Annotated in this window: 23 protein-coding genes and 1 pseudogene; 10 read left to right on the plus strand and 14 right to left on the minus strand. The window is 59.6% G+C overall.

The genetic code is table 11. The features are described 5' to 3' along the window. Positions 1-32: 32 nt before the first annotated feature. From AC0NIL_RS31210 to AC0NIL_RS31230, 5 genes are all read right to left on the minus strand, one after another. Entirely contained in the window at positions 33-581 is a 549-nt protein-coding gene (locus tag AC0NIL_RS31210) for a hypothetical protein (RefSeq protein ID WP_013525009.1), read from the minus strand. Between the two features lie 9 nt (positions 582-590). Further along, positions 591-1766, minus strand: coding sequence for a zinc-dependent alcohol dehydrogenase (locus AC0NIL_RS31215; protein ID WP_013525010.1), 1176 nt, complete (start codon positions 1764-1766; stop codon positions 591-593). A gap of 410 nt (positions 1767-2176) precedes the next feature. Further along, the gene (locus AC0NIL_RS31220; RefSeq protein ID WP_013525011.1) at positions 2177-2389 is read right to left on the minus strand and encodes a hypothetical protein; all 213 of its coding nucleotides are present in this window, start codon (positions 2387-2389) and stop codon (positions 2177-2179) included. 93 nt (positions 2390-2482) lie between these two features. Continuing rightward, positions 2483-2875: a hypothetical protein gene (locus AC0NIL_RS31225; protein ID WP_050580550.1), complete on the minus strand. Its 393-nt coding sequence runs from the start codon at positions 2873-2875 to the stop codon at positions 2483-2485. A gap of 1092 nt (positions 2876-3967) precedes the next feature. Continuing rightward, positions 3968-4294 (minus strand): MAPEG family protein, encoded by a 327-nt coding sequence (locus tag AC0NIL_RS31230; RefSeq protein WP_013525012.1) that lies wholly within the window; start codon positions 4292-4294, stop codon positions 3968-3970. Between the two features lie 809 nt (positions 4295-5103). Between AC0NIL_RS31230 and AC0NIL_RS31235 the strand changes: the two genes are divergently transcribed. The 9 genes from AC0NIL_RS31235 (at position 5104) to AC0NIL_RS31275 (ending at position 13683) form a co-directional block, all read left to right on the plus strand. Continuing rightward, positions 5104-5736, plus strand: a complete 633-nt coding sequence (locus tag AC0NIL_RS31235) for a hypothetical protein (RefSeq protein WP_013525013.1) — start codon at positions 5104-5106, stop codon at positions 5734-5736. Between the two features lie 608 nt (positions 5737-6344). Beyond that, the gene (locus AC0NIL_RS31240; protein ID WP_024505608.1) at positions 6345-6839 is read left to right on the plus strand and encodes a Csu type fimbrial protein; all 495 of its coding nucleotides are present in this window, start codon (positions 6345-6347) and stop codon (positions 6837-6839) included. Positions 6840-6862: 23 nt separating this feature from the next. After that, positions 6863-7582 carry a fimbrial biogenesis chaperone gene (locus tag AC0NIL_RS31245; RefSeq protein ID WP_013525015.1) on the plus strand — a complete coding sequence of 240 codons (720 nt, stop codon included), beginning with the start codon at positions 6863-6865 and terminating at the stop codon, positions 7580-7582. Then, positions 7554-9965 (plus strand): fimbria/pilus outer membrane usher protein, encoded by a 2412-nt coding sequence (locus AC0NIL_RS31250; RefSeq protein ID WP_024505609.1) that lies wholly within the window; start codon positions 7554-7556, stop codon positions 9963-9965. Before AC0NIL_RS31245 ends, AC0NIL_RS31250 begins: the two co-directional genes overlap by 29 nt. A gap of 14 nt (positions 9966-9979) precedes the next feature. After that, a complete protein-coding gene (locus tag AC0NIL_RS31255; RefSeq protein WP_024505610.1) occupies positions 9980-10924 on the plus strand; it encodes a Csu type fimbrial protein in 945 nt (314 codons plus the stop codon). Positions 10925-11013: 89 nt separating this feature from the next. After that, positions 11014-11214 (plus strand): hypothetical protein, encoded by a 201-nt coding sequence (locus AC0NIL_RS31260; protein WP_024505611.1) that lies wholly within the window; start codon positions 11014-11016, stop codon positions 11212-11214. 267 nt (positions 11215-11481) lie between these two features. Beyond that, positions 11482-11643 (plus strand): hypothetical protein, encoded by a 162-nt coding sequence (locus AC0NIL_RS31265; RefSeq protein ID WP_244507004.1) that lies wholly within the window; start codon positions 11482-11484, stop codon positions 11641-11643. A gap of 1174 nt (positions 11644-12817) precedes the next feature. Next, entirely contained in the window at positions 12818-13273 is a 456-nt protein-coding gene (locus AC0NIL_RS31270; protein WP_244507003.1) for a hypothetical protein, read from the plus strand. 161 nt (positions 13274-13434) lie between these two features. Next, positions 13435-13683, plus strand: a complete 249-nt coding sequence (locus AC0NIL_RS31275) for a hypothetical protein (RefSeq protein ID WP_127223509.1) — start codon at positions 13435-13437, stop codon at positions 13681-13683. 627 nt (positions 13684-14310) lie between these two features. Here the strand turns inward: AC0NIL_RS31275 and AC0NIL_RS31280 are convergent. From AC0NIL_RS31280 to AC0NIL_RS31310, 7 genes and pseudogenes are all read right to left on the minus strand, one after another. After that, a complete protein-coding gene (locus AC0NIL_RS31280) occupies positions 14311-14691 on the minus strand; it encodes a DUF982 domain-containing protein (protein WP_024505614.1) in 381 nt (126 codons plus the stop codon). Between the two features lie 506 nt (positions 14692-15197). Then, positions 15198-15562: pseudogene (locus AC0NIL_RS31285) on the minus strand (SPW repeat protein). 24 nt (positions 15563-15586) lie between these two features. Then, positions 15587-15910 carry a hypothetical protein gene (locus AC0NIL_RS31290; RefSeq protein WP_024505615.1) on the minus strand — a complete coding sequence of 108 codons (324 nt, stop codon included), beginning with the start codon at positions 15908-15910 and terminating at the stop codon, positions 15587-15589. Positions 15911-15921: 11 nt separating this feature from the next. Then, positions 15922-16689, minus strand: a complete 768-nt coding sequence (locus tag AC0NIL_RS31295) for an NADH dehydrogenase ubiquinone Fe-S protein 4 (RefSeq protein ID WP_024505616.1) — start codon at positions 16687-16689, stop codon at positions 15922-15924. 71 nt (positions 16690-16760) lie between these two features. Next, positions 16761-17270 carry an Hsp20/alpha crystallin family protein gene (locus AC0NIL_RS31300; protein ID WP_013525023.1) on the minus strand — a complete coding sequence of 170 codons (510 nt, stop codon included), beginning with the start codon at positions 17268-17270 and terminating at the stop codon, positions 16761-16763. Positions 17271-17343: 73 nt separating this feature from the next. Then, positions 17344-17820, minus strand: a complete 477-nt coding sequence (locus AC0NIL_RS31305) for an Hsp20 family protein (protein WP_164752017.1) — start codon at positions 17818-17820, stop codon at positions 17344-17346. Between the two features lie 232 nt (positions 17821-18052). Beyond that, a complete protein-coding gene (locus AC0NIL_RS31310; RefSeq protein WP_024505617.1) occupies positions 18053-18406 on the minus strand; it encodes a hypothetical protein in 354 nt (117 codons plus the stop codon). Between the two features lie 286 nt (positions 18407-18692). Here AC0NIL_RS31310 and AC0NIL_RS31315 point away from each other — a divergent pair, with 286 nt between their 5' ends. Next, positions 18693-20033 carry a Do family serine endopeptidase gene (locus tag AC0NIL_RS31315; RefSeq protein ID WP_245265418.1) on the plus strand — a complete coding sequence of 447 codons (1341 nt, stop codon included), beginning with the start codon at positions 18693-18695 and terminating at the stop codon, positions 20031-20033. A gap of 562 nt (positions 20034-20595) precedes the next feature. Here AC0NIL_RS31315 and AC0NIL_RS31320 read toward each other — a convergent pair. Together AC0NIL_RS31320 and AC0NIL_RS31325 are read right to left on the minus strand one after the other, a co-directional pair. After that, positions 20596-20832: a hypothetical protein gene (locus tag AC0NIL_RS31320; RefSeq protein WP_013525027.1), complete on the minus strand. Its 237-nt coding sequence runs from the start codon at positions 20830-20832 to the stop codon at positions 20596-20598. A 477-nt stretch (positions 20833-21309) separates the two neighbouring features. Continuing rightward, positions 21310-22563, minus strand: coding sequence for a GGDEF domain-containing protein (locus AC0NIL_RS31325; protein ID WP_032899766.1), 1254 nt, complete (start codon positions 22561-22563; stop codon positions 21310-21312). Between the last annotated feature and the right edge of the window lie 1094 nt (positions 22564-23657).

A 23657-nucleotide genomic window follows, 5' to 3' on the forward strand; every position in this document is an offset into this window, starting at 1 on the left:
AGACTAGCTTATAGCGCAAGGTCGGCACTCTGTCAGGCGGCGCCGGACTCCTGGCCGCGCTCAGAGCGGGCAAAGTCGCGGGCTGCGGCAGTGCCTGCGGGAAAGCCGCTGCGATCGCTGTAGTCGCGCGGCTTGGTCCCCCTGCGAGAGTGGCGCGCGGTGACGCCTTTCGCACCGATGATGTCGAGCAAAGCGATTCCGGCGACCACGGCAAGCGCAATGCCCACGTTGTCGCGCTTTGGATTGTCATGCCGATAAGCTGACAGCAACGTCGCGATGTCCAGGCCGTCGCCAGCCACCCGGCTCCAAAGCCCAGCCTGCTTGTCCACGGAAAGCGAGAGTATGCCGCTGCTTATCTCCCGCGCCCCATAGGCTCGGATGAGATCTTGCTTGCCGCTCATGCCGAGCGCACCGGCAATCCGCTCGGCACCAACCAGTTCGACGACGCCCAGCGCGATGCTGAACCAGCCGAGCTTGCGGGCAAGGCCATCGAAGGCACCGGCCACACTCGGCCCGGCCTGCAGCACTTTGGGATCGCCAGGCGATCGGGTGATGTTGGTGAGTTTAGCGACCACGTTCATGACGATTCCCTACGGTTTCAAAACTACCTTGATGCAGCTGTCCTGCTTGTCGCGGAACACCTTGTACATCTCGGGTCCCTGCTCGAGCCCGACGGTGTGGGTGATGACGAAGGAAGGGTCGATCTGGCCGTCCACGATGCGGCGCAGCAGATCCTCGGTCCAACGGGTGACATGGGTCTGCCCCATGCGGAAGGTGAGGCCCTTGTTCATCGCCTGTCCCATCGGAATCTTGTCGACCAGCCCGCTGTAGACGCCGGGGATCGAGATCACGCCGGCCGGCCGGCAGACATAGATCATCTCGCGCAACACATGCGGTCGATCATTTTCCATCAGCATCAACTGCTTTGCGCGATCGTAGACGGTGTCGGGCTGGGCCAGCGAGACATGGCTTTCCATGCCGACGCAATCGATGCACTTCTCCGGGCCATTTGCGCCGGTGAGTTCCTGCAGCCGTTCGACGACACTTTCCTCGGCGAAATTAATGGTGATGGCACCGCCGGCCGCCCCCATGGAAAGCCGTTCCGGCAGGCAATCGATCGCCACCACCTGTTTGGCGCCGAGCAGCAGGGCGCTGCGTATTGCCATCTGCCCGACTGGGCCGCAGCCCCACACCGCAACCGTATCCGTAGGCTCTATGTCGCACTGTGCCGCGGCCTGCCATCCGGTGGGAAAAATATCGCCGAGGAAGAGAACCTGCTCGTCGGTAAGGTTGTCAGGCACCTTTACGTGCGTGGCGTCGGCGAACGGCACCCGCAGGTATTCCGCCTGTCCCCCGGGATAGCCGCCCGTCAAATGGGTGTAGCCAAACAGACCAGCGGTGGTGTGCCCGAACACCTTGTCGCCGAGGTTCTTCTTGCGGTTCGTACGTTCGCAAACCGAAAAGTTCTGTCTCTTGCACTGGTCGCACTCACCGCAGATTATGGTGAACGGTACGACAATGCGGTCTCCCTTCTTCAGAGCGCCGTTGACGCCCCTGCCGACCTCCACGACCTCTCCCATCATCTCGTGGCCCATAATGTCGCCTGGCAGCATGGCTGGCACGTAGTTGTGGTAAAGGTGAAGGTCGGAGCCGCAGATGGCACAACTCGTCACCTTGATAATCGCGTCCCGTTCATCCTCAATTTCTGGATCGGAGACCTGATCGCAGCGTATGTCTTCCTTACCGTGCCAGACCAACGCACGCATAGCCCGCTCCTCTGTTGGCAAGGTCGATCGGGACCCGCGCTTGGCAAGCGGGCCATGCTATTCATCGACCGTGCCCGCCGCCTGTCGAACCGCAATGGCCGATCTATGTTCCGGGAGCTTGAGAGAATATTTTGGGCCATTCCAAACGGCGCCTTCGCCTGACCGCGACTCGCTTGCCGCTCCGTCTGAAGTCGGCTCCTCAGTCTTGATGCAGCTACGGCATGTCTTCGTTGTTTGTGCCATGCACGTTGGAGCCGTGCAGGAGGGACTGGATTTCGTCTAGATCGATGTTGCCGTCACCATTCTCGTCGATGCTATTGAACATCCTGCCGACCGCGCTTTGAACCTCAATGACCTGTCCCCATCCGTGTCCAACAGGCCAAACATAAGTCGCATGCCGGCACCGCGCATCATTTGGTGCCCCCGGTGTCGAGCCATTCTGTGTCCTCTGCCCCAGTCACCACGATTTCGCCAATGGTCGCCATGACGGCTAGCTTCATCGGGACGGTCAGCATGCCCGTTGCGGTCGCCCTGGTCGTTGCGGCTATCTTCGTCACGGAAAGCTTCTTCAGAACCGCGATCCTGGTGCATTCTCTCCCGGACAGCTTGCTCAACCATCTCATGGCATGCCTCCATCGAACCATCGGCCGTGTTTGTTTGGGTCAAACTGGGGCTCGGTCAGATTGTTCCCTCAAGGGGATGAGGTCACGGCGAAGTTACAGGCCATGTGCCCGTGGGCGCAGGGCGACCACAACCAGAATGGTGGAGATGGTGTTTGCATTCATGTCGTCGTAGCCGCCTTCTGGAATGGCGGAACGTGCCAAGGTGTTGCAGCGCTGTGGTGAAGCTTGCTTCGCTGCCGCGGCCTGCAGGGCGAGAGATCGCGCATCTCGATCTGCATCCACACGACTGGAAGCCAGAACAGGCCGGTAATGAGGTAAAGCAGGATCGAAAAGCGCAATCCACCTCTCGGTCGGCGAATAGGCGGAATGCCAGGCGAGGGCATGAGCCACCACCGCGGTTGCAGTGAACACGAATTCAGCGATCACGGCGATGCGTGCGACCGCTACGATGGTCGCGGAATTTGCGGTCTGATGGGCGAGCAGCATGAAGAAGGCGATGCCGGCCGGACGGCGAGTTGTTCGCAGACCGCCTCGGACGGTTCAGTGCAAGGATCAATCCCCCTGCGCCGCTCATGGACGCAGCGCCAGCTCAGGGACCTGATCGGCGGGATCCGCGATGGTCATGGACCCGATTCCCGGCGGAAGTGCGGCATGTGGGCTGGATCGTTTGACAAGCGATCGGAATGTCAGGAAATCAGAGCGAGGCGGCGCGGCACAACCGGCGGCCAGCGCCTTGGCGAAGGTGACGCATGTCGACCTGCTGACCGCACGTCGGACAGATGTAGGAATATCCTTTTTGGGCTCGCCGCTGTAGAGCTTGCCGGGAATTGATCCACCAAGATCAGATAGCTCGTCATATCCATCGACTTGTCTCAAATGTTACCGAACTGTTCTGCGCATATTCCCGTCCGCTCGGTCAAAGTCTAACGATCAGGGAAGCACATTGGAAAGCACATGCGGTAACGGTTGATTCAACCATTGCTGGTATGTTGGTGTGGGTGGCGACTCCGACAGTTGGGCGGGCGCTTCAGTGCCGGAGCCGCCTGCGCAGTCCGGTTGGGGTTTGACCGCGCCGTCCTATAATGGGACAGCGCGGTCAACGATTCGTTAAAATGCTCCGGAGCTAATTAAACGTGTGCTAAATTGAATCGCAGTGTTGCGAGTCAGCTCATGCGTTTGAAGGTCATCAGGCTATCGCGCAGGAAGGACGAGGCGGTGTTAGCCGTCAGTCATTCCATCTCACGCGCTGACGACCTCTGGCGCCTTCCAAGTCATCACTTGTGACATCAGCCGTTGAATCGAAGCCGGTCCAACCGCCTGCTTCGTATTCGTTTCGCCGGAACCACCGATAGCTTCGCCCGTTGCTAAGCTGCCCCGTGACACACGGAATCATCGATCACTGCTTGATGTATGGCTAGCGACGGTGACTCACCAGAGACATGAACTCAGAAAAGAACCAACGAAGCTGGACCGCGTTTAACGTGTTGACTGGGCAGCCAGCAGACCCGTGGGCGCTACGGCTAAGCTATGCCCGGACTCTTGTTCGCCTTTTGAACGCTGTCGAGTTGAAGCGAAAGGTCACATGCGGCGAAAGATTGAATAAAGAAGCCGGGGTACCGCTTCAGCGGTGCCGACGGGAACCGTCATTATCCAAAGCAGTCCCAGTGCAGCCGCCCATGGCGCGCTCCAGTAGACCGCGAAAAGCCACATCGACGGAAGAAAGATCGGCAGCCATTCGATCGAGTTTGAATTAGCGCGGATTGTCCGCTCAAGCAGCGGATCCCCAGTCATGGTCGGGGCGAGAACGCCCGTCCTCTTGTGGGTTCTGGCGACTGTCAGCGCTATGCCAAAAATCATTAGGCTGCAAAGCAGCGTCACAATAGCCACCGAGAAATACCGTTCCATGCCTGCCTCCTCTCGTCGCGGAACAGGCAGGCAAGCAAAGGTTGTCGCCAGTGGCAAGCTGCATGTGCGTCATCCTGACAACCAATCGCCAGGATTTTGCGGCCGGCTTGAGCCGCGAGCTCTTGTCTCCCCTATGGCGACAGGGTCTTTGCCGAAGGACGCTTAGAGCCGCTTATGCTAAGCTGCTTTCACTGCTATATCTGAAATGCAGGCAGGACGTCCGCAACCCCGGAAAGCCAAGGGATGGATTGGGATCGAGAACGCGACGATCGCGATCACCGTCGAAGGCATTGATCGCGCCGATTCCAATGTGCGCCCTGTCGGACTTCCGGCTTTTAGACCATGCGACAGCTCCCTGACTCGAGAGGCGAACCCACTACGGCCGCACTAGACGCGGAAAGGGAGAATGCTGGTTCAGTGGGGGCCTTTGGGCCCAACGGACCGCACCGGCCACTACGGAAGAGATTTGGACAGCCCGCGGTGCTCAAGCCATAGTTCGATGTGTTCATGGCGCGAGGGGGCGCCTGCTATCTTGACAAGTACGCGGTCACAGTGTGGACCTCCTGAATGGCGAGGACCCGAAACATGGATGGCCAGGCAATTCGCTCGTGTAGCAACGCGTCCGGGGCAACCGAGCCACAGTTGTTCTTAAGCATTTTAATAAAATATCAGCATTGTCCTATATCCGCAGGACACTATACCGCCGGATCATACCGGCTATTGTGCAACTCGGTGGCGCCTTAGCGCGTACTAATATGAGCGGCAGGCGAAGCTTGCTGCACATCGTAAGGCAACCACAGGAGAGTGTCATGGCTAGTATCTTCGCGAGAACTGCCAAAACATTGGCGAGTGGCGTGATCATTTCAGTTTTGTGCATGCCGGCAAATGCCGCCGGAATTGGCGCCGGTGCGGGCGCATCCGTTGGGGGTAGCGGCGGCATCAATGCCGGTGCTGGTGCCTCTATCGGCGGCTCGGGCGGCGTGGACGCCGGAGCGGGTGCGTCTATCGGGGGTTCGAGCGGCGGCAATGCTGGCGCAGGCGCCTCAGTCGGTGGCTCCAGCGGCGTCAATGCCGGTCTGGGCGCCTCCGTCGGCGGCTCTAGTGGCATCAATGCTGGGGCAGGTGCGACGGTTGGTGGCACTAACGGCGTGACGGCAGGTGTTGGCGCAACTTTGGGCGGCACGAGCGGCATTGGTGTTGGTGCTGGACTGGGCGTTGGCAATGGTGTCAATGCCGGTGTTGGCGTTGAAACAAGCCCCTCCAACCCTTCCAATCCGAGCAATCCTTCTAATCCCAGCAATCGTAGACTGGTCAACGTCGTAGCTGACCTGTCGGATACGCAACTCGCACGGATGAAGAAACGTTGTGTGGACGTGCTCGGCAGTCAGGGGACCTACGATCGCGACTTACGCCAGCTTTGCCTGCTGATCTCCCGCCGCTAAAAAGAACAGCCGGGACGGAAGTGCGAACCAGCCGCAAGGCGGTGTGACACTCTCCTGCCTTTGGCCAGTCAGAAAGCCCGTTTCCGCAAGTGACGGGCTTTTTGCCGCCATTAGTTTAAATTGACGCTGCATCATTTCTTCCAATTATTTGGCGCCATGTGAAGAAAACGCGAACGACGTGCTAATATCGAGTGTGCTCCAAATTATTTGATTTGCCGTGAGCGCTGGAGAAATACCATTCCAATGGCGTCAAAAACATTGGAAAGTGACCGACATATCATTGGCGCTAATGTGGAGATTTAAACTAAACTTTAAGACGAAAACCCGACTTCGATTTCTGTCGGGATATCTTACCATGTGAATTGAAGATTAGTATATTTCCAGGAATGTATAATACCTGTGATGATTGGATCGTCATTTCCGGCAATACTTCCTAACTGAATTGCGGATACCATTAGCAACAGCAAATATCCCTTTACGCGTTGAGCTCAGCGGTCTCTGAGATGTTAGTTGAATCTTAACGCAATTTGTGCCAAATGCATTTTGGGTCGGGAGCTTTCGACGGTTATCGCCATTGGCGAGCAGCCGAAAGATAAGGAGCACACTGAATGCGTGCCTGCCTCGCGGCCTTTTTGGCTCTCATTTCCGCGGCATCCCTGACCGACCCAGCCCTTGCGGCGGTCGCGACAGGCAACATGACGGTTCGCATTACCATTACCGCCGAATGCAAGGTTCAGACCGCCAGCGATCTGGATTTCGGCTCAAAAGGCGTAATCGACGCCAATGCCGATCAAACCAGTACCATCGGCGTGCAGTGCACTTCCGGTCAGACCTACAATGTGGGTCTGAGCGCAGGCGCGGGTGCTGGTGCGACCGTAGCAGTTCGCAAAATGACCGGCCCTGGTGCCGCTACGGTTAACTACATGCTGTACAGGGACACTGGGCGCACCCAGCCGTGGGGGATCACAGTCGGCACCGATACGGTTGCAGGAACCGGAAACGGCAACGTGCAAAACCTGACTGTCTATGGGCGAGTCCCGCCGCAAACAACGCCGGCCGCAGGCGTCTACACGGATACCGTCGCGATCACCGTGACATATTGAACTTCCCAAACGGAGGATACGACATGCGACCCATGCAGTCATGCATAGGGGCGGCAGCGCTCCTTTTGCTGTGCGTCAGCCTTTCGGCAGCCGCTTCCCTTAGAGTGGCCCCAACCAGCCTGGAGTTGATTGCGCCCGACAGCGCGGCAGTTTTGAATCTGCACAATGATGCCAAGCGGCCGATAAACGTGCAGATACGCGTATTCCGTTGGCGCCAGGCTGACGGCGTAGAGCAGTTGGAGCCGACCACCGACGTGGTTGCCAGCCCGCCATCGACCCAGGTCGGGCCGAATGCCGACTATTCCGTTCGCGTGCTCCGCGTCAGCAAGGCGCGAGTGAAGACCGAGGAAAGCTATCGCCTGCTTGTAGACGAGCTGCCCGACCCATCGCGCAGGAAGGCTGGGACCGTGACGCTGGTGCTGCGCTATTCCGTGCCGGTCTTTTTTCGCAATCCCGACTCCAAGGCACCTGACGTGTCCTTCAGCATGTCGCGGAAGGGCCGCAGCCTTGTTCTGACGGCGCGTAACAATGGTGAAAGCCGGCTGAGGTTATCCAACATCGATCTGACGCAAGGCGGCAAGAAGGTCGCCAGTCGCAGCGGACTTGTCGGCTACATTCTTGGCGGAGCCACCATGCAATGGCCGATCGGCAGCAGCAAATCGCTGGCCGCAAGCTCTGTGGTGCTGAAGGCACAGAGCGATTTTGGACCATTTGATGCTCCGGTTGCGATCAAAGGGCGGTAGAATCGCGGTCGTCGCTGCAGGCACCTTTCTAACTTTCCTGCCGGCGAACGCGCAGGCTCCGCAGACTCAAATTGCGGAACCCGCCCCGGACCAAACAGGACGTCGCGACCTTTATCTCGAGGTGTTCATCAATGACGTTTCGACGGAGCTGATAGGGACCTTCACGCAGTTCCCCGACGGGCGCCTGGCGGCGACGCCGGACGAATTGAAGCAGGTCGGCCTGAAGCCCGTAGATAGCGCAAACGCGGACGGGCTGGTCAGGCTGGACCAACTGCCCGATGTTGCCTTTCGTATTGATGAGCCGACGCAGCGCCTCTTTGTCACGACCACGAACGAGGGGCGCGCCGCCCGCGTCGTCGATGTTCAGGCCGCTGAGAAGGGAGATCGTATTCAGGCGCAGTCGGGTTATGGCGGCGTATTCAACTACTCTCTCTTCGCAAGTTCCAACTCCCTGGTTGAGAACAGGGTTGACCTGTTTCAGGGAATTTCAGGAGCCTTTGATGCGCGCGTGTTCAGCCCCTACGGCACGCTCAACCAATCCTTCATTGCCGGCTATTCCGATGGCGAGTTCGGTGGCTTCACACGGCTTAATACGACGTGGAGCTATTCAGACCCTGAACGGATGATGACCTACAGGGCGGGGGACTTCATTTCCGGCGGGCTGGCCTGGACGCGGCCGGTCTATCTCGGTGGCATCCAAGCACAGCGCAACTTCGCGCTCCGGTCGGACCTGGTCACGCTGCCGCTGCCGTCCTTCGGCGGAACCGCTGCGGTTCCTTCCACCCTCGAAGTCTATGCCCAGAACGTCCGCACCTATACCGGAGAGATTCCCGCCGGGCCTTTTCAGGTCACCAATTTGCCAGTCTTTGCCGGAGCCGGTGAAGCGCAGGTCGTGTTGAGGGATAGCCTCGGTCGCGAGACCACAACGAGGCTCCCCTTCTATACCTCCAGCGACATGCTGGGACAGGGCTTGCTCGATTTCTCGGCGGAGATCGGGTTTCCACGGCGTAACTTCGGCACCGAGTCCAACGATTACGCCAACGGGGTGTTTGGGGTCGCCACCGCACGCTACGGTCTCACCAATTGGCTGACGCTTGAGGGCCATGCCGAGGGCGGCGAAGGATTGATCAACGGTGGTGTAGGCGCCGCCTTTCCGCTTGGACCATATGGCGCAGTCTCAGTCGCCGTCGCCGGCAGCCATCAGGACGGTCGCACGGGTTCGCTTGTCAACGCGTCTCTGGAAATGAGCTACGAAGGGTGGTCGATCTACGGTCGCATCCAACGCGCCTTCGGCGACTATGATGACATCGCCGCGGTGACGGCAGAGCCGACGTTGTCAGAGCCCGGTGACGTGCCGATCTTCAGCACGGGCGTGCCTCGCGCAATAGACCAGCTCACGCTCAGCATCCCGGCGCCGATAGATTTTTCCAGCCTCAATCTCTCCTATACGCATCTTGAAAGTGACGAAGGCCAGAAGAGCCAGATCGTTGGCCTTTCCTACAGCCAAGAGATATTCAAGCGAAGCAGCCTCTATGCCACTGCCTTTACCGACCTTGAGGATAGCGGCGGCTTTGGAGTCTTCGCCGGCCTATCGGTTCCGTTCGGTGACGATATCACCGCTTCCACGGGAATAGAGCAGGGACCGGACGGCCTGAATGTCGTCGCCGACATCGCCAAGTCGCAGCGGTTGGAAGACGGCAGCATTGGCTGGCGAGCACGAACCTCGGAAGGCGACACGCCCAACCGGTCGGCCGCAGCAAGCTATCGCGCGCGCTTCGCCCGCTTCGAGGCTGGCGTCCAACAATACGGGAAGGACGTGCGGGCAACTGCGCAAATGGATGGCGCGATTGCCGTGGCAGGCGGCGGGGTCTTTGCCACAAATCGCATAGACGATGCTTTCGCCGTGGTCGAAGTCGGCGCTCCTGATGTCGACGTCCAGTTCCAGAACAGGCCGGTGGGAAAGACCAATCGGCAAGGGCGCATCCTGGTCCCCGGGCTTAACTCCTACGAACCGAACACGGTCTCCATCGATCCAAAGAATCTGCCAGTGAATGCGGACGTTCCGGCAACCAAGGAAGTCGTGATGCCAGCCGATCGCAGCGGGGTCGTGGTGACGTTCGGCGTTTCGGAAGCGCCCGAAGCAGCGGTCGTCACTCTGGTCGACAGCACAGGGACCCCTTTGGAAGCCGGCCTGAAGGGGCGCATGGAGGCTGGCTCCGAAGAGTTTGTCATCGGCTACGATGGTGAGGCGTACATTCGAGGCTTAAGCGCACAGAACACGGTCGTGATCGATCGTCTGGATGGCACCTCCTGCAAGGCCGATTTTTTCTACACGCCCGCACCCGGTCAGCAAGTCGCAATCAAGGACGTGGCATGCAGGTAAACATGGGAGAACGAATGCTCCGTCTTGTCATCTTCATGGCCTTTGCCATGTTTCCGTTGTCCGCTTTGGCGCAAAGCTGCAGCTTCAGCGTCTCGAACATGAATTTCGGGTTGGTTGACACCCTCTCGGGCAGTCAGACCAACACGACCGCGACCATCAACATGAATTGCAGCGGCATTGTCGGTCAGCGCATCCTGATCTGTGCGCATCTTGCGGCCGGCACAGGCGGCGCGTCGTCGGCGACGGCCCGCCAGATGTTTAGCGGAGCCAACGCACTCAACTATCAGCTCTATTCCGACTCGGCACGCAGCGTGGTTTGGGGTTCTTATGCCTGGGCCTACGCTTCCCGCCCTCCGGCACTGGCATTGACCCCAAATGTATTGGGCTCAGCCACTGGAACGGCGACTATCTATGGCGCCGTGGCCGGAGGGCAGGGAACCGTTCCACCTGGAACCTACCTTTCGACATTCTCCGGTGCGCAGGTCGAATTTCGCTATCGCTATACCTCCGGCAGCAGTTGCAGTACCGCCTCCGGTACGGTGGCGGCTGATCCGACTTTCACCATCAATGCGACGGTCGCCGCCAACTGCCTTGTATCGACGCAGAACATCGATTTTGGATCAAAGGGGGTACTTGACGGCAATGTTGATGCCACCGGCCAGGTGTCAGTCACCTGCACACCAGCAGCGGCCTACACGGTCTCGCTGAATGGCGGCACGACAGGATCGCCGCCGACAACTCGCAAGATGTCGAAAGGCGTGGAAACAGTGACCTATGGCCTCTACAAGAATGCTGATCGAACTCAGCCTTGGGGCGACGCTTCCGTGCCCGGCAGCACAGTGCCGGGAACTGGAACTGGGGTCCCGCAAGTCTTCACGGTTTATGGTCGCGTCCCGCCGCAGGCCACTCCTTCCGCAGGCGTATACACCGACACGGTTGTCGTCACTGTGACCTATTGAGCGATGAAGGCCTTTCCGACAAGACCTTGGTCCGAATTGACATTTAGCTGACCCGCTCGAATGATCCGGCCAATGCAGGGGCAGGGATCATGCTGGTAACAAGCATCGCGAACGGCACCTTCGAGCCGGAGGAACTGTCTCTTCTCCAGGGGCTGTTCGATATGCTTTGTGAGCTGCGCGGCATTAACCGCGAAAGCCCCGAAGCTACGACGGCTGCCGAAAGCCTGATTGCACGTTACAAAGCCGGCCTTCGCGGCGATGAACTTTTTCTATCGGTCGCGCCGGAGTAGCTGCAGCTCCAACTCTCTTCAGGCAATCCATCGGGAACCATTAAGGTCACAAAGGGGTTGGGCTCGGTCTAACCGTGCGGGCCAACCATGCAAGAGCTTTCTCCCGAGCAACAGCAGGCTACATCGCGTCTCATTCGGTCGTGGATTACTTCAGAGACGCTGCGCCATCAAATCCGCCAACTGCTGGGAGGTCCAGCAGATTGGGATGTGACCGAGCAGCATCGGTCCATGCTTGACGAGCTGGATCGGAAGCTGAACGAATGACCCATGGCACAGCAGCGGTACGACTTAAGGCAGGAGCCAGGTAGAAGCTGGACGGTGTTCGACGTGTTCACCGGCCTGACGGCTGATGCGTGGGGCGCGCCGGCTGAAGGTCTGGACATGGGACATGCCGACGATCTGGTTGGCCTGCGAACGGCATTGACCTGAAGCGTAGGGTCGCCCGAGGTGACTTCTAACCGTTGCTTCAATCTTCCCGCCGACCGCATCGACAGATGGTGATTTGGCAGGCTCGCCTATCGTGCTCTCTACCCGCTGCAGGATCGTATCGAGGGGCTCCGCGACCAGGATCTCGGCGAGCGGTCGATAGACGAATCCCAGGGACTCGGCGCGAGCAGACAGCTGAAGGCCCTTGCGATCCTCGGATTTGACTTCGCCGCGTCGGGAGTAACCCGTCCTTTCAGCGTGCGCAGCCCAATGGTAACTCCTGGGCGTCTTGCTCCCAGCGCTACAGCTCGAACCGCAGTTGACGTTGATCCGGCGGCAACACATCGCCTAGCGACGAAGCGTGACGCCATTCGGATGAGTTTCATGCCGCCCGTTCGCCAGTCGCTTCAATTGCCAAAGGGGGTGCGGTTCTATGTCAAAAGGGTAGGTCGGCACGATCAGTTTACCAAGCAAGGGTGACGGTGACCGTGCCGACCGGCACTGGTCATAAGGAGGGACCCAAACAACCAGATCTACAAACTACGCGCAAAACGGTAATCCCGCAACTAAGCCCCATGGCCTAGGCTGCCCGTCAGGGCCATTGCGCGATAGCACCATAGGCACCAGAGTTGGGTATATATTAGCTTGTGCTTGCGGCGGCCCACCCCCGCCCGCCCGGCCGGCGCCTAACGTCCCAACAAACCCGCCACAGGCGCCGGCCACCCCTCCAATCGCTTACCGAGATGTGGATTGTGGGGGATGCGCACCATGTGTCGAGCGATGACCAGTCGATGCCCGTCCGCGTGAACGTCTGCGCCCGCCGTCCTCTGGAGTCAACCTGGGGAGAATTCGACCATGGAACACAGTTTGGCTGAAATAGCGGCGCGGCTCTCCCGCGATCGCCTGGGTCGCGGCGGCCCTTGCATGATATGGACCGTCTAGCTCCGATAGTTGGGCTTCGCCATTTGCTCGGCTACAGTTAGAACCACTATGGCTCAAAGCCCCTCCAGCATCATCGGTTCGCCGGCTCAAGGATCAGGTAAGTTCCGGCTCCACCTCAGTGATCATCCCTGACGCCAAGGGAAGCCCGCTTTGAACTGCACATTTTACGTCGCGGACCCCATGTCGGTCTGGTCGCCATGTTAGCCGACGCTAAATCAGAGCGATGCGACACTTCTTGCTGGGCCTTACAGTCTGTCTCTATTGCACCACATTGCTTCGGGCCGAAGCATGGCAGCCCTTTGGCGTCCGGCAGCTTGGCTTTACATTCGATATTCCTCCAGGTTTCGTCCTCACCCAGCACTCGGATCAAGGCGCGGCTTTTCAGGGGCCGAGAGAAGCGTCCCTAGTCATTTGGGGCGCACGATTGGGCAAAGCCAGTTTTCGCGCCGAGATCGAGCACCGCATGATAGAGGACAAAAAGTCCGGTTGGCGACTGACCTATCGGCGCATAACATCCAGATGGGCAAGCTACTCGGGTGTCAAGAATGGCGAGATCCGCTATGTCCGCGCAATCACGGTCTGCGGCGACCGCGCCGCGCTTTTCACAATTGATTACAGGAAATCGGAAAAGAAGCCATATGAGCCTGTTGTCGTGCGCATGGTCCGGTCCCTGAAGGCACAGGGCTGCTAAACTGGGGGTGGGTGGGCAACGCAGATTGCTGCGCCCTGAATTGCTGCCCGGGAAGACGACGCGGACAGCATCATCCCGACCGCTTCCTGCAACGGAGGGGCGATCATTTCCATTACTATCGCCGTGTGCCCAGAGAGGTCAGGGACCTCGACGAGCGCTGCGTGCTCGTGCGCCGCGCCCTCGACAACACAGACCGGATAAAGGCGCGCACCGCCCGAGATCTCCATGAGGCTGCTGACAATGCTTTGTGGGCTTCGTTGATGCTGGTGAAAATCCACATCAAGCGCGTCGAGTCCCTGGGATTCGTCTATCGACCTCTCGCAGAGATATTGGTCGCCGAGCTCCTCGGCACGATCCTGCGGACTAGCCGAGAGCACGATAGGCGAGCCTGCCAAATCATCATCTGTTGACGCGGTCGGCGGCCGCCGAGAACAATACACACTGTCTATTCACTGCGCCGCTCGTTCGAAGACCGCATGAAGAACGGTAGGCTCGGCGAGGAGCTTCGGCGCATGTTGATGGGCTACCCGATCTACCGGCCGAAATATGGCGAGGACGGCGACATGAAGATGTGGCAACAGGAACTATGAAGATCGTGTGGCCGCTCGATCCTGGGATCGTATGACCCGCTGACCCACTGCGGCAAGACGTTCTTCCTTCGCCCGGTTGTCCTGCAAGGCGCGTTCCAAGTGGTCGTATAACGGGAGCCATGCCTCACCATGCTCACCTCGTGCCACAATGATTTCGGCGACGCGGTCGAGTACTCGCTCAATCCGCTGTGCCGTGACTGGTCGAGGCGTGGGCGAGTATCGCCTCACGGCTTCGCCCGTCCGCAAGGCCATGAATGCACCATGCCTTATGTGTAGCGGACTTTTTGGTGCAGTGAAGGCCTGTGTTCGGCTTGGGCTGCAATCGGCGGCTGCGGCTTGCAAATGTGAAAGGCTCTTTGCTCATCGGGGTTGGCAGCGGGAGGGCGATCGTCCGGACCCCCCGAATACGATAGCGCGAGTTGCCGGCGCAGCCCGTCCGTCATCTGGTCAACCGAGCCTCTCCTCCTCGTGAGCGCGTGGCAGATTGTTTGCTGCGGCGGCGTGATTGCCGCCGCAGAGAGTTTTAACGGTTAGTTCGTGTGCACTGCCAATCTTCGGCCCTGTCATCCAAGACGGCGCCAAGGGAACGTCTTCGATCACACCCACCCTGCGTGCCCAGGTCGCAAACGCCTTGTGCGCGGCCTCGACCGACTTGCGACCATCATACGCCGAGTAGCATGTATCACAGGCCGCTCCGTGGAGAAGGCCGCGCCTTTCGACCGGCCATTCTTCCAGAAATTCTATGGCATCCATGACGCAACCGATCTTTTTGAGAACGAAACTGTCATCTCGCACGAAAATCGGCTGTTTGAACGTAGCGCTCTCCATCTTGACCTCCCTTCAAGCCCTAAAGCGGCGCTTGTGTCTCTTCGGGTGACGCAGGATGATTCCTCGGCAAACATGCCGGTCTGCGTGACGCCTTCGGCACAGAGAGGATATTGGAAATGCCTCTTTTCAGTTCAAGAGAGAATTGGCCGGCCGAGCCCAGCAGCCTCTTGGCAATTGGCACCTCATCCCGCTGCCAGCGCGTCTGTCCGCGAGGCCCTCGGCCCCCCAACCTGCACGTCGGCGATCTTGCCGTCGCGTAGCAAGGCCTCTAACCGGCTATTTGGATTTGCGTCACGAGCTGCGTAGCTGGAAGAGCATCAGCGCAGCGAAGGCGGCGTTGTGTTTTCCTTTACTCATGTCCATTGCGGCCACTCCACACAGCGCGCGATATAGGTCGTCAAACGGAGCGCATCAATTCTGGCACGTCAACGCCTTTCATCGCCGCCGGCATCGTCTCGCGAAAAAAAGAGCGGGCCCGGAAGAGTCGGACCCGCCAGCGGCTATGATCAGGCTGCAGAGAGCGGTCGGTCATTCGCGAGCCAAAGGCTGGCTGCTGCCAGGGCAGCAACCACAGCGCCAGCGATGGCGTGCGACCACATTGCTGCCGCCAGGCCGGCAAAGCCAAGCACCCAAGGTGCGGCCACAATCCACAGGCCGACGACAAGGTTCGCCCATTCCTCATATTTGTGGAAGCCACCAACGCGCGCGCTGCGATCAGAACGGTGATTACGCCCGCGATGAAGGCGTGCCAGACGGCAACAGCATCGGCAGCATAGCCAAGGAGCCAAGGCGAGAGCGCCAGCGCGATGCCGGCAAGGATGTTTACGACATCGAGCGCCGGCCTGCTGCTGTCGGTCTTCAACATCGTCATTCTCCTTTCCTGCGTTTCAGTACGTCAATGTACCGCCCTTGAGTCGAGGGCGGGTGCGGCAGCGGGCCTGTTCGGCCCGATGCCGCAAAGCTTCTTGGGTCCGGATTTGAAACGGACGCAGTCCTTCGGCGAGATCGGCTCAGTCAGGAGGAAGGGTTCGATCTCCCGAGGTTCGAACGCATTGCCGGCGATCTCACTCAATGCGAGATGCGGCCGGCTCTTCGGCCTGGCCGCCAGCCGGGGCGCTGCGCCGCGCGCCAGTGCGCGCGCCCGCCCTGCTGCCGCGACCGCAAGCGCGAAGGGGTTCGGGATGGTCCGTTGGGCGTCGAAGACGATCAGTGGGTCCATTCTTGCCTCCATCATGCGGCTATCCGGGATCGTACCGGGCTGAGCCGAGTCTGGAATCTCTGGGTACTGCCTTCCAAGGCCAGCAGAGCGAGCTCAACCTCGTCCAATCGCGTGGGACGTGCATTTTCCGGCATGCCTTCAGCGGTGGCCAGGTCGATCAGGTACTCGTTCCAGGCCCAGTTCTTGAGCACGGCACGTTTCTCGTCGGGTGCGAGTACCGGGTCATCCACCACCTCCATCGGAGAGGCATAGAATGTCTCGGGCTCGGAAAGCGCCGTCTGTATGTGCGCTGCCTGTGCACCAGCGCCATAGTTGTGGCTTGCCTGGAGCCATGCCAATTGTAGCCGTTGCCAAACCACGTCGGAAAAGGCGTGCCTCTCCTCCGATGCTTGCCTGTTGCTGACCTTGGCCTGAGAGCCAGAAGATGGAGCCTGCACCACGTAGCTGAGGCCTTGGCGCTCCGCATAACGGATCGCCGCCTCCAGCGTCGGAAAATCCAGTTGAACCTGGGTCAGGGTGTCCCGGCCGCCCGTATAGCCCATCAGCGGCTCGATGAACGGGGCTGTGCGAGGTTCGAAGATCAATCGCCAGTCCTTGCGGGGCTTTGCCGAGGTCATGGCCGAGCGGCATGGCTGGTAGATCCGTGCCGTCACGCCGTCCGGAAACACTGACCGCCCCATTGACAAAGCCGGCTCGTCGACACGAGGCCGATTGTCATTGTCCGGCCGGCCGGAGGTCGTGGTTGGGCTTCTGATGTCGCTGCTTTGAGCTGTCTCCATTGTCTGTCCCTCCCATCATGAAGGGTGGTACGAGCAGCGGCCGTGACGGCCGCTGCTCATACTGCCGTGCGTCAGTTCTTGCCGTTGATTGCGATCCGCTTGGCCTTCGCCTGCGCCCGCTCGGTCTTGGGCAAGGTCACGGTCAGCACCCCGTTCTTGAAGGCGGCGTTGACCTTGTCTTCCTCGACCTCGTAGCCGAGCGGAATGAGGCGCTCGAAGCGACCGTAGAAGCGCTCGGAGAACTGCCGGTCTTTGTCCTCGGTCTCGGAACGCTTCTCGCCTTTAAGCTTGAGCGCCCCGTTGTCCAGCAGGACTTCTATGTCGCTCTCGTCCAGGCCGGGTATTTCCGCCGTGACGCGGACTTCCTTGTCCGTGTCGGAAATTTCGACGCTGGGCCAAGTGGCGGCAAAAGAGGGACTGAAGGCCGGCAGTCTGGCGCCGAAGCTGCGGAAGGCGTCATCGAACAGCCGGTTTACCTCCCGGTGGAGGGAGACGAAGGGGTCTCGATCTCCATCAGGGAAGAGACTGGGCGCCGAGTTTCCGTTGCCCCGGCCCCATGGGATCAAGTCACGTACGCTCATTGTCTTTCTCCTTTCGTAGGTCTGTGAGCCGGGCCGGACGCCCGGCTCAAGCGATGCCTTCATCGTGGATTGCTCAGGCCGCCAGCTTCTCGGTCTCGACCTTGGGGGCTTCGATCTTCGGCATGGGAGCCCCGCTGGAGATCTCGACCTTGCGCGGTTTCATCTCCTCGGGAACCTCGCGCTTGAGATCGATGCTCAGCAGCCCGTTCTCAAGGCTGGCGCCAGCAACTTTGACATGATCGGCCAGTTCGAACCGACGCTCGAAAGCGCGCCCGTTGATGCCGCGGTAGAGATACTGGCCGTTCTCATCGCCGGATTGCGACCCGCTCACGACCAGCATGTTGGGCTGGTGAGTGATGGTCAGCTGGTCCTGCGAGAAACCGGCGACCGCCATCGTGATGCGATAGTCATCATCATCAACCTTGGCGATATCGTAGGGCGGCCAGTTGTCGAACGAGGCCACACGGCTCGCATTTTCAAGCATGTCGACCATGCGGTCGAAGCCGATGCTGGACCGGTACAGGGGGGTAAAATCGAGGTTCATAACCACATCCTCCGTTTGAGCAACATGGATCATAGGAGGCGCCAAGAGCCTTGCCGCCTCCTGGTCTTGCCGGCCCCATCAGGCGACCGGCGACCATCAATTTAGAATCGCGACTTGCACCTTCAAGAGGTATTAGGAAAATTTTCAGCGGCAATCCGGGCGAAACGCACCCATGCCACCCCCCGCCGGCGGGGTCACTCGCCGACGGGTCAATGGTTCACGAACAATCAGGTCGCGCTTAAATCCGATCGATGAATGGCACGAACCCGGCCACCATCGCGCTGTCACTGCCATCAGGACCGGCAAGCTCGTCCGATTGATCCAATTGTTGCAATGCATCCATGATCGCATCGAAGCTGACTGGTTCACCCGCCCTCGGCAGCATGCGAAGCGCTGGCACGGATTCTACCGCGCAGGCATCCGACGCCCATGACGAAAGGATGGCGCGCTTCTCCTGACCGTCCAGGGCAACGTCGGCCAAAACGTCGTGGGGATGTTTGAAATGCCGTGCCGGATGCAGCAATCGGTCCAGAAAAACATCGGGGGCCACGGGTTCAATCGAGGCAAAATGGGTCGAAATGGCTGCTTCCATTGATGGTCCTCCGCTTCAGACAATCTCCTGCGTGTTTGAGTTTGGCGGCTCTCGCGATTCCCGCCAGAGGAAATTTTGGGACGTCTCAAGCAAGTTTCAATGGCTTGGCACGGGTCACATTTCCCGTGGTCAACGCCTTAGAACCATTTTATCCAGCCCGTGAAACAATCGGCGAGAATCTCAGTTCTGACGTCGGGCGAAAATCAAGGACCCGAATCCGGCAGGAGAACCAGTCATGTCTTACCTCTCTAGGAACTTGTGCATTGGCTTGATCACAGGAGCCCTGATGCTCTCGACTGGCGGCCTTGCTCCGGCCACCGCACAGGAAATTCCGAACGACTTCAGCGCAATCGTGCGTCAGAAGCTGCCCGCGGTTGTCGCCATCACGACCAGGCAGATCATCCAGGATCAAACGACGCTCAACGACTTTCTCAATCCCTTCGACGGAGGAGGGCGTATCCAGCCCCAGGTGCGGGAAGCACTCGGCTCCGGCTTTGTGATCAGTCCCGAAGGCTACATCGTCACCAATAACCATGTCGTCGCCGACGCAACTGAGATTCACGTCGTGTTCTCCGACAAGGAGACGGCGCCCGCCCGGGTGGTGGGCCGCGATCCGGCAACCGACATCGCGGTATTGAAAGTCGATCCTCGGCCCAACATGACGGCGACGGCCTGGGGGGATTCGGACGCGATGCAACCAGGGGCCTGGACCATCGCCATCGGCAGTCCCTTCGGCCTCGGGGGCACGGTCACTGTCGGCGTCCTTTCTGCCCGCTCTCGCGATATCCAGGCCGGTCCTTACGACGATTTCCTGCAGACTGACGCCTCGATCAACAGAGGTAACTCGGGAGGTCCTTTGTTCAACGCGCGCGGCGAAGTCATCGGAGTCAACACGGCAATCGTGTCGCCGTCAGGCGGTAGCATAGGCATTGGGTTCGCGGTGCCCTCGCGCACAGCTCGGACTATCGTCGACCAACTGATCAGCACTGGCCGCATCGAGCGCGGCTTCATCGGCGTGCGTCTTCAGGAGATCACGCCCTCCATCGCCGAGGCGCTCGGAATGCCGGGCGCCAAGGGCGCGCTGGTTGCCTCGGTCGAGGCTGGCAGCCCGGCGCAGAAAGCGGGAATCCAGGCCGGCGACGTGATAACCCGGTTCAACGACAAGGACATCCAAGGCGTCCATGACCTGACGCTGGCGGCAGCAAGCCAGAAGCCGGGATCGAAAGTGACCGTAACAACGAACCGGGGCGGCACAAACCAGGAATTGTCGCTGACTGTCGATCGACGCAGGGACCAGGAGGAACAGACCGGTGCCATTCCAAGCCTGGGTACTGAGGACCAGCGCCTTGGTATGTCGCTGAGCGCCATTCCGGACGAAGCGCGCCAGCAACTCGGCCTACAGGCCGACACCACGGGCGTGTTCGTCCAGGATGTCGCTCCCAACAGTCTTGCGGCCGAAAGCGGCATCCGGCCCGGCGACGTCATCGTGTCGGCCAACAACCGAAACATGACCCAGCCGTCTGACGTCCGCGAGGAATGGGCGAAATCCCGTCAGCAGAAAAAGCCAGTGCTGTTCCGTATCGACCGGCAGGGACAATCGCTTTTCGTTGCTGTGGCAAACTCCTGACTGACAGGCCAGAGACGGCGTCGCGATCTGTGCTGCTGGGCTGGCCCCCTACCGGAGCGCACCAGAGTTGTGAAGCCGATGAGCGGTATGTTTGAAGTGGCGGTCCGGCTCAACATGCGGTTGCGGGAACTGCTCTGCGGCTTTGCGCGCACGGTCGGCGACTCCGGTCGGCGAGGCGAAAGTCCTTACGTTTCGGCGCATCCGGCGACCACACAGGTGGACAACAAAAGCCTGCGATCCGCTTCTGAGCGCGTGTGCTTTTATCGATGTAAGGAACTTCGCGCCGCAGGTTTAGACTAGCGATCTCTGGCGTGTGAACGCAAGAGAAGTCGGCGATCTCCGAAATCGGTTGAGTGATCAATGCTGTAGCGTTGTCCAGTGGCCGGCTGAGCCGCACGAGGCCTGTGATGCCTGCTACTCGGCTACGATGGTCGGGAGTCTGGAGCCCACGCGCAAGACCGACTGAACTGAAACGGGCACAAAGGTCGGTTTCATCAAGGATGTGTCTGCAACGCTGCCGTGGATGACAGGGCCAAATTGCACATTCGATGGGTTTGCTGATTTATTCCAGACGGGTGCCCGGTTCAGCCGGGTCGTCTTCGTCGGGCTTAAGCAGGTCGATAAGCGCGGCCGCTCGTGTTCCCGGAAGCGGGCGCCCCTGTCCCATTAACGCCTCGTCAGCAAAAGCCCATGCCCATGCCTCTCTCAATTCCTCGATCGACGCACCCGTTGCGATGATCTCCGCAACCGTAATATCGTCGGCTGACCCAATGACGGAGAGAACTTCTTGCCGTGTCATCGTTTGACCGCGTTCTGACTACAACTGAACTAGATGGAGATTTCATGGAGCACTTGCAACCGACCTAATGAGGGCTGTCGCAGGATTCCCTTGCGCAAGATCAGGGGCTGCGCAATGGGCGCCATTCACCTAGCCAAACGCGCGCCACATAGGGCGCAGGGCGCAGAAATCGACGGAGCCCATGCGCTCGGCATTTGCGAAGACCCGGCAAGTCATCCAGATGATCGCCCATCACTGAGGCCATTTGGTGGAACTCCCCCTGGACCATCCACGCAGCCGGAATCGGCCATGGGTGTTCTGAACAACCCGGAAACTCGTTTCAGGGGATTATTCTCGAAATCGTAGTCTGCCGGGCGCGATGTGGAGATTACAGGGGAACCCTTCGTCTCGGTGGTCCAAAGTCCCTGAACTAACCTGTTATCGTCGACGCACGGGAAACCCCGTGATTCAGAAGAGCAGATCTCGGGCCGGCACGGCCTATGCCCCGAGGCTGCCCGGCCGAATGTGTTTGCGCGCGGATAACTCCGGTCTGTGAAGCAGCACCCTGTTGCGGCCCGTCTGCTTGGCAAGGTAAAGTGCGGCATCCGCTCGCTGCTGTAACTGCTCCGGCGAGATCGCCTCAGAGGTCTGAACGGCAACTCCAATGCTCAGGGTGACCCAGCGCGACACACGGGATCCAGGGTTGGGCAAAGCGGCAGCCTCGACGCTCTTACGCATTCGTTCAGCCACAGCGGCGGCCTCTTCCTCGTTCACCCCGGGCAGGAGCACGAGGAATTCTTCGCCGCCATAACGGGCAACGTGATCGCGATCACGTCTCACGTTTTCCTTCAAGATAGTTGCGACCTTTACCAAACACCGATCTCCCTCCGCATGGCCGAGGTGGTCGTTTAGCTTCTTGAAGTTGTCAATGTCGCACATCAGCATCGCGGCACCGGCAAGGCAACGTTTGTCACTTCCCCATAGGCGCTCGAGTGTTTCCGTCATCCAGCGACGGTTGGAGATGCCGGTGAGTGGATCGGTCCTCGCCAGGAGTACCAGTCGATCATTCGCTTTCGCCAGTTCGGCGACCCTGCGTCGGTCGCGAAGCTCAAACAGGAAAGTCTTTTGAGCAAGAATTGTCATGATGCGCCGCGCGGCCACCGTTGCAAAGATACCGCTGGCGAAGAACAGCGTTCCAGCCACTGCACTCCCATGCGCGATGGCCGGGTTCTGCAGTTGAAGCATGAGATAGAGTCCGAGCGCCAGCGCAGCGATCGTCATCGTCCACGCCAGGGGGATCCCGAAGATTATGATGGCTGTGATGGCCACGAACAACATGACGTTCAATTGCCGTTCGTAGAACTCGCCACCAGCGCTTGCTCCGACCAATGCGACTGACAACAAGATCAGGAACATGCCTGCGATCAGCGAAGCTCCTTGGAGCCAAGGCGCCTGCGGTTTACGCCAGGCTAGGACCACGGCCAACGCGACGGGCGGGATGATGGCGCCGGGCAGGAGCATGGACTGCGCTACGCCCCATGGAAGCAACGCCGCGTTCAGTGCCAACGTCAGCACATCCAAAAATGCCACCCAGATCATCCACGCGCGGATGATTTTCGCCGTTTGCGACCAGACACGTGCTCGAAATAGGCGTTCGATCTCGCCACGCAGGCTGATTTCGCGCGTACGGCGCGCCAGAAGCCGGTCGACCTCAGCGGCTAGGGCAGGATCATCCTGCACATCGGGGGGCATCAGATCTGACAAGTCGATAGGCCCTACGCTGCTTTCTCCTGAACATCTATCCAAGCCATAGGCGGTCGGCGGTGGGCAAGCATGTCAACTTACCCTGAAGATTTGATTTATAGCTGCGATTTGCGAACAATCAGTCCCAAACCATCCGATGCTCGATGCGTAGCCGAATTAACCTTTGTAATTGCGGTGGCGCTGCACCGCTGTTATCCACGCCCCGCCGCTGGGCTCGGCGAAATGTTCCGAGAGCTTCTGAAGTTGACCGCGTGAAGGAACGGGTGATGCCGATTCTTGTCATGTCGACCTTTCGAGTATTGCCTGCAGACCAACAGGATGGATTTGGCCATGAAAGGAAGCCGACCGGTTATTTCGTTGTTGGATTTCGACATACTCTCCCGGGCTCTTACATCAGCCATCAGGGAGAGCCCGGAATCCGATTCGACGGTCCAGGCCCGCGAGCTTGTGTGCCTATACACCGGGAAAAAGTCAGCCGACCAAAATTTGATCGCGGCCTTGCTTCACGCCAGTCGCGCCCAGCTGGACGTGGAAGCATCCAAGGCCAATCGCCCGGCCAGAATTGACTGAGTGCCTGCATCTGCTCGACGTGACCTCTCACCGGGTTGTCTCCTCGACGGAGCTACGTCCGAGACGAAGCCCAAAGGCGCGACCGACTGAGACGCAGAGCAGAATTCCCGCAGGCGACAGGACGAATATCCTGACCGCGACACGATAGCCAGCAGGTCACCGAATGGACCTTTGGAAGTCATGGCAGCGGGTTGGACTTCGATCGAGATAGCCGAGGCCATCGAGCATCCGGCCGTGGCCGACCGTCGTGGGCGCGAGGAAAACGCTGCTCTAGATCCTGCTGCGACGAAGCCCAAAGGCGCGACCGACTGAGACGCAGAGCAGAATTCCCGCAGGCGACAGGACGAATATCCTGACCGCGACAGGATAGCCAGCAGGTCACTGAATGGACGTTTGGAAGTCATGGCAGCGGGTTGGACTTCGATCGAGATAGCCGAGGCCATCGAGCATCCGGCCGTGGCCGACCGTCGTGGGCGCGAGGAAAGCGCCGCTCTAGATCCCTGCTGCTCGCA

The organism is Mesorhizobium sp. WSM1343 (genome assembly GCF_055901535.1).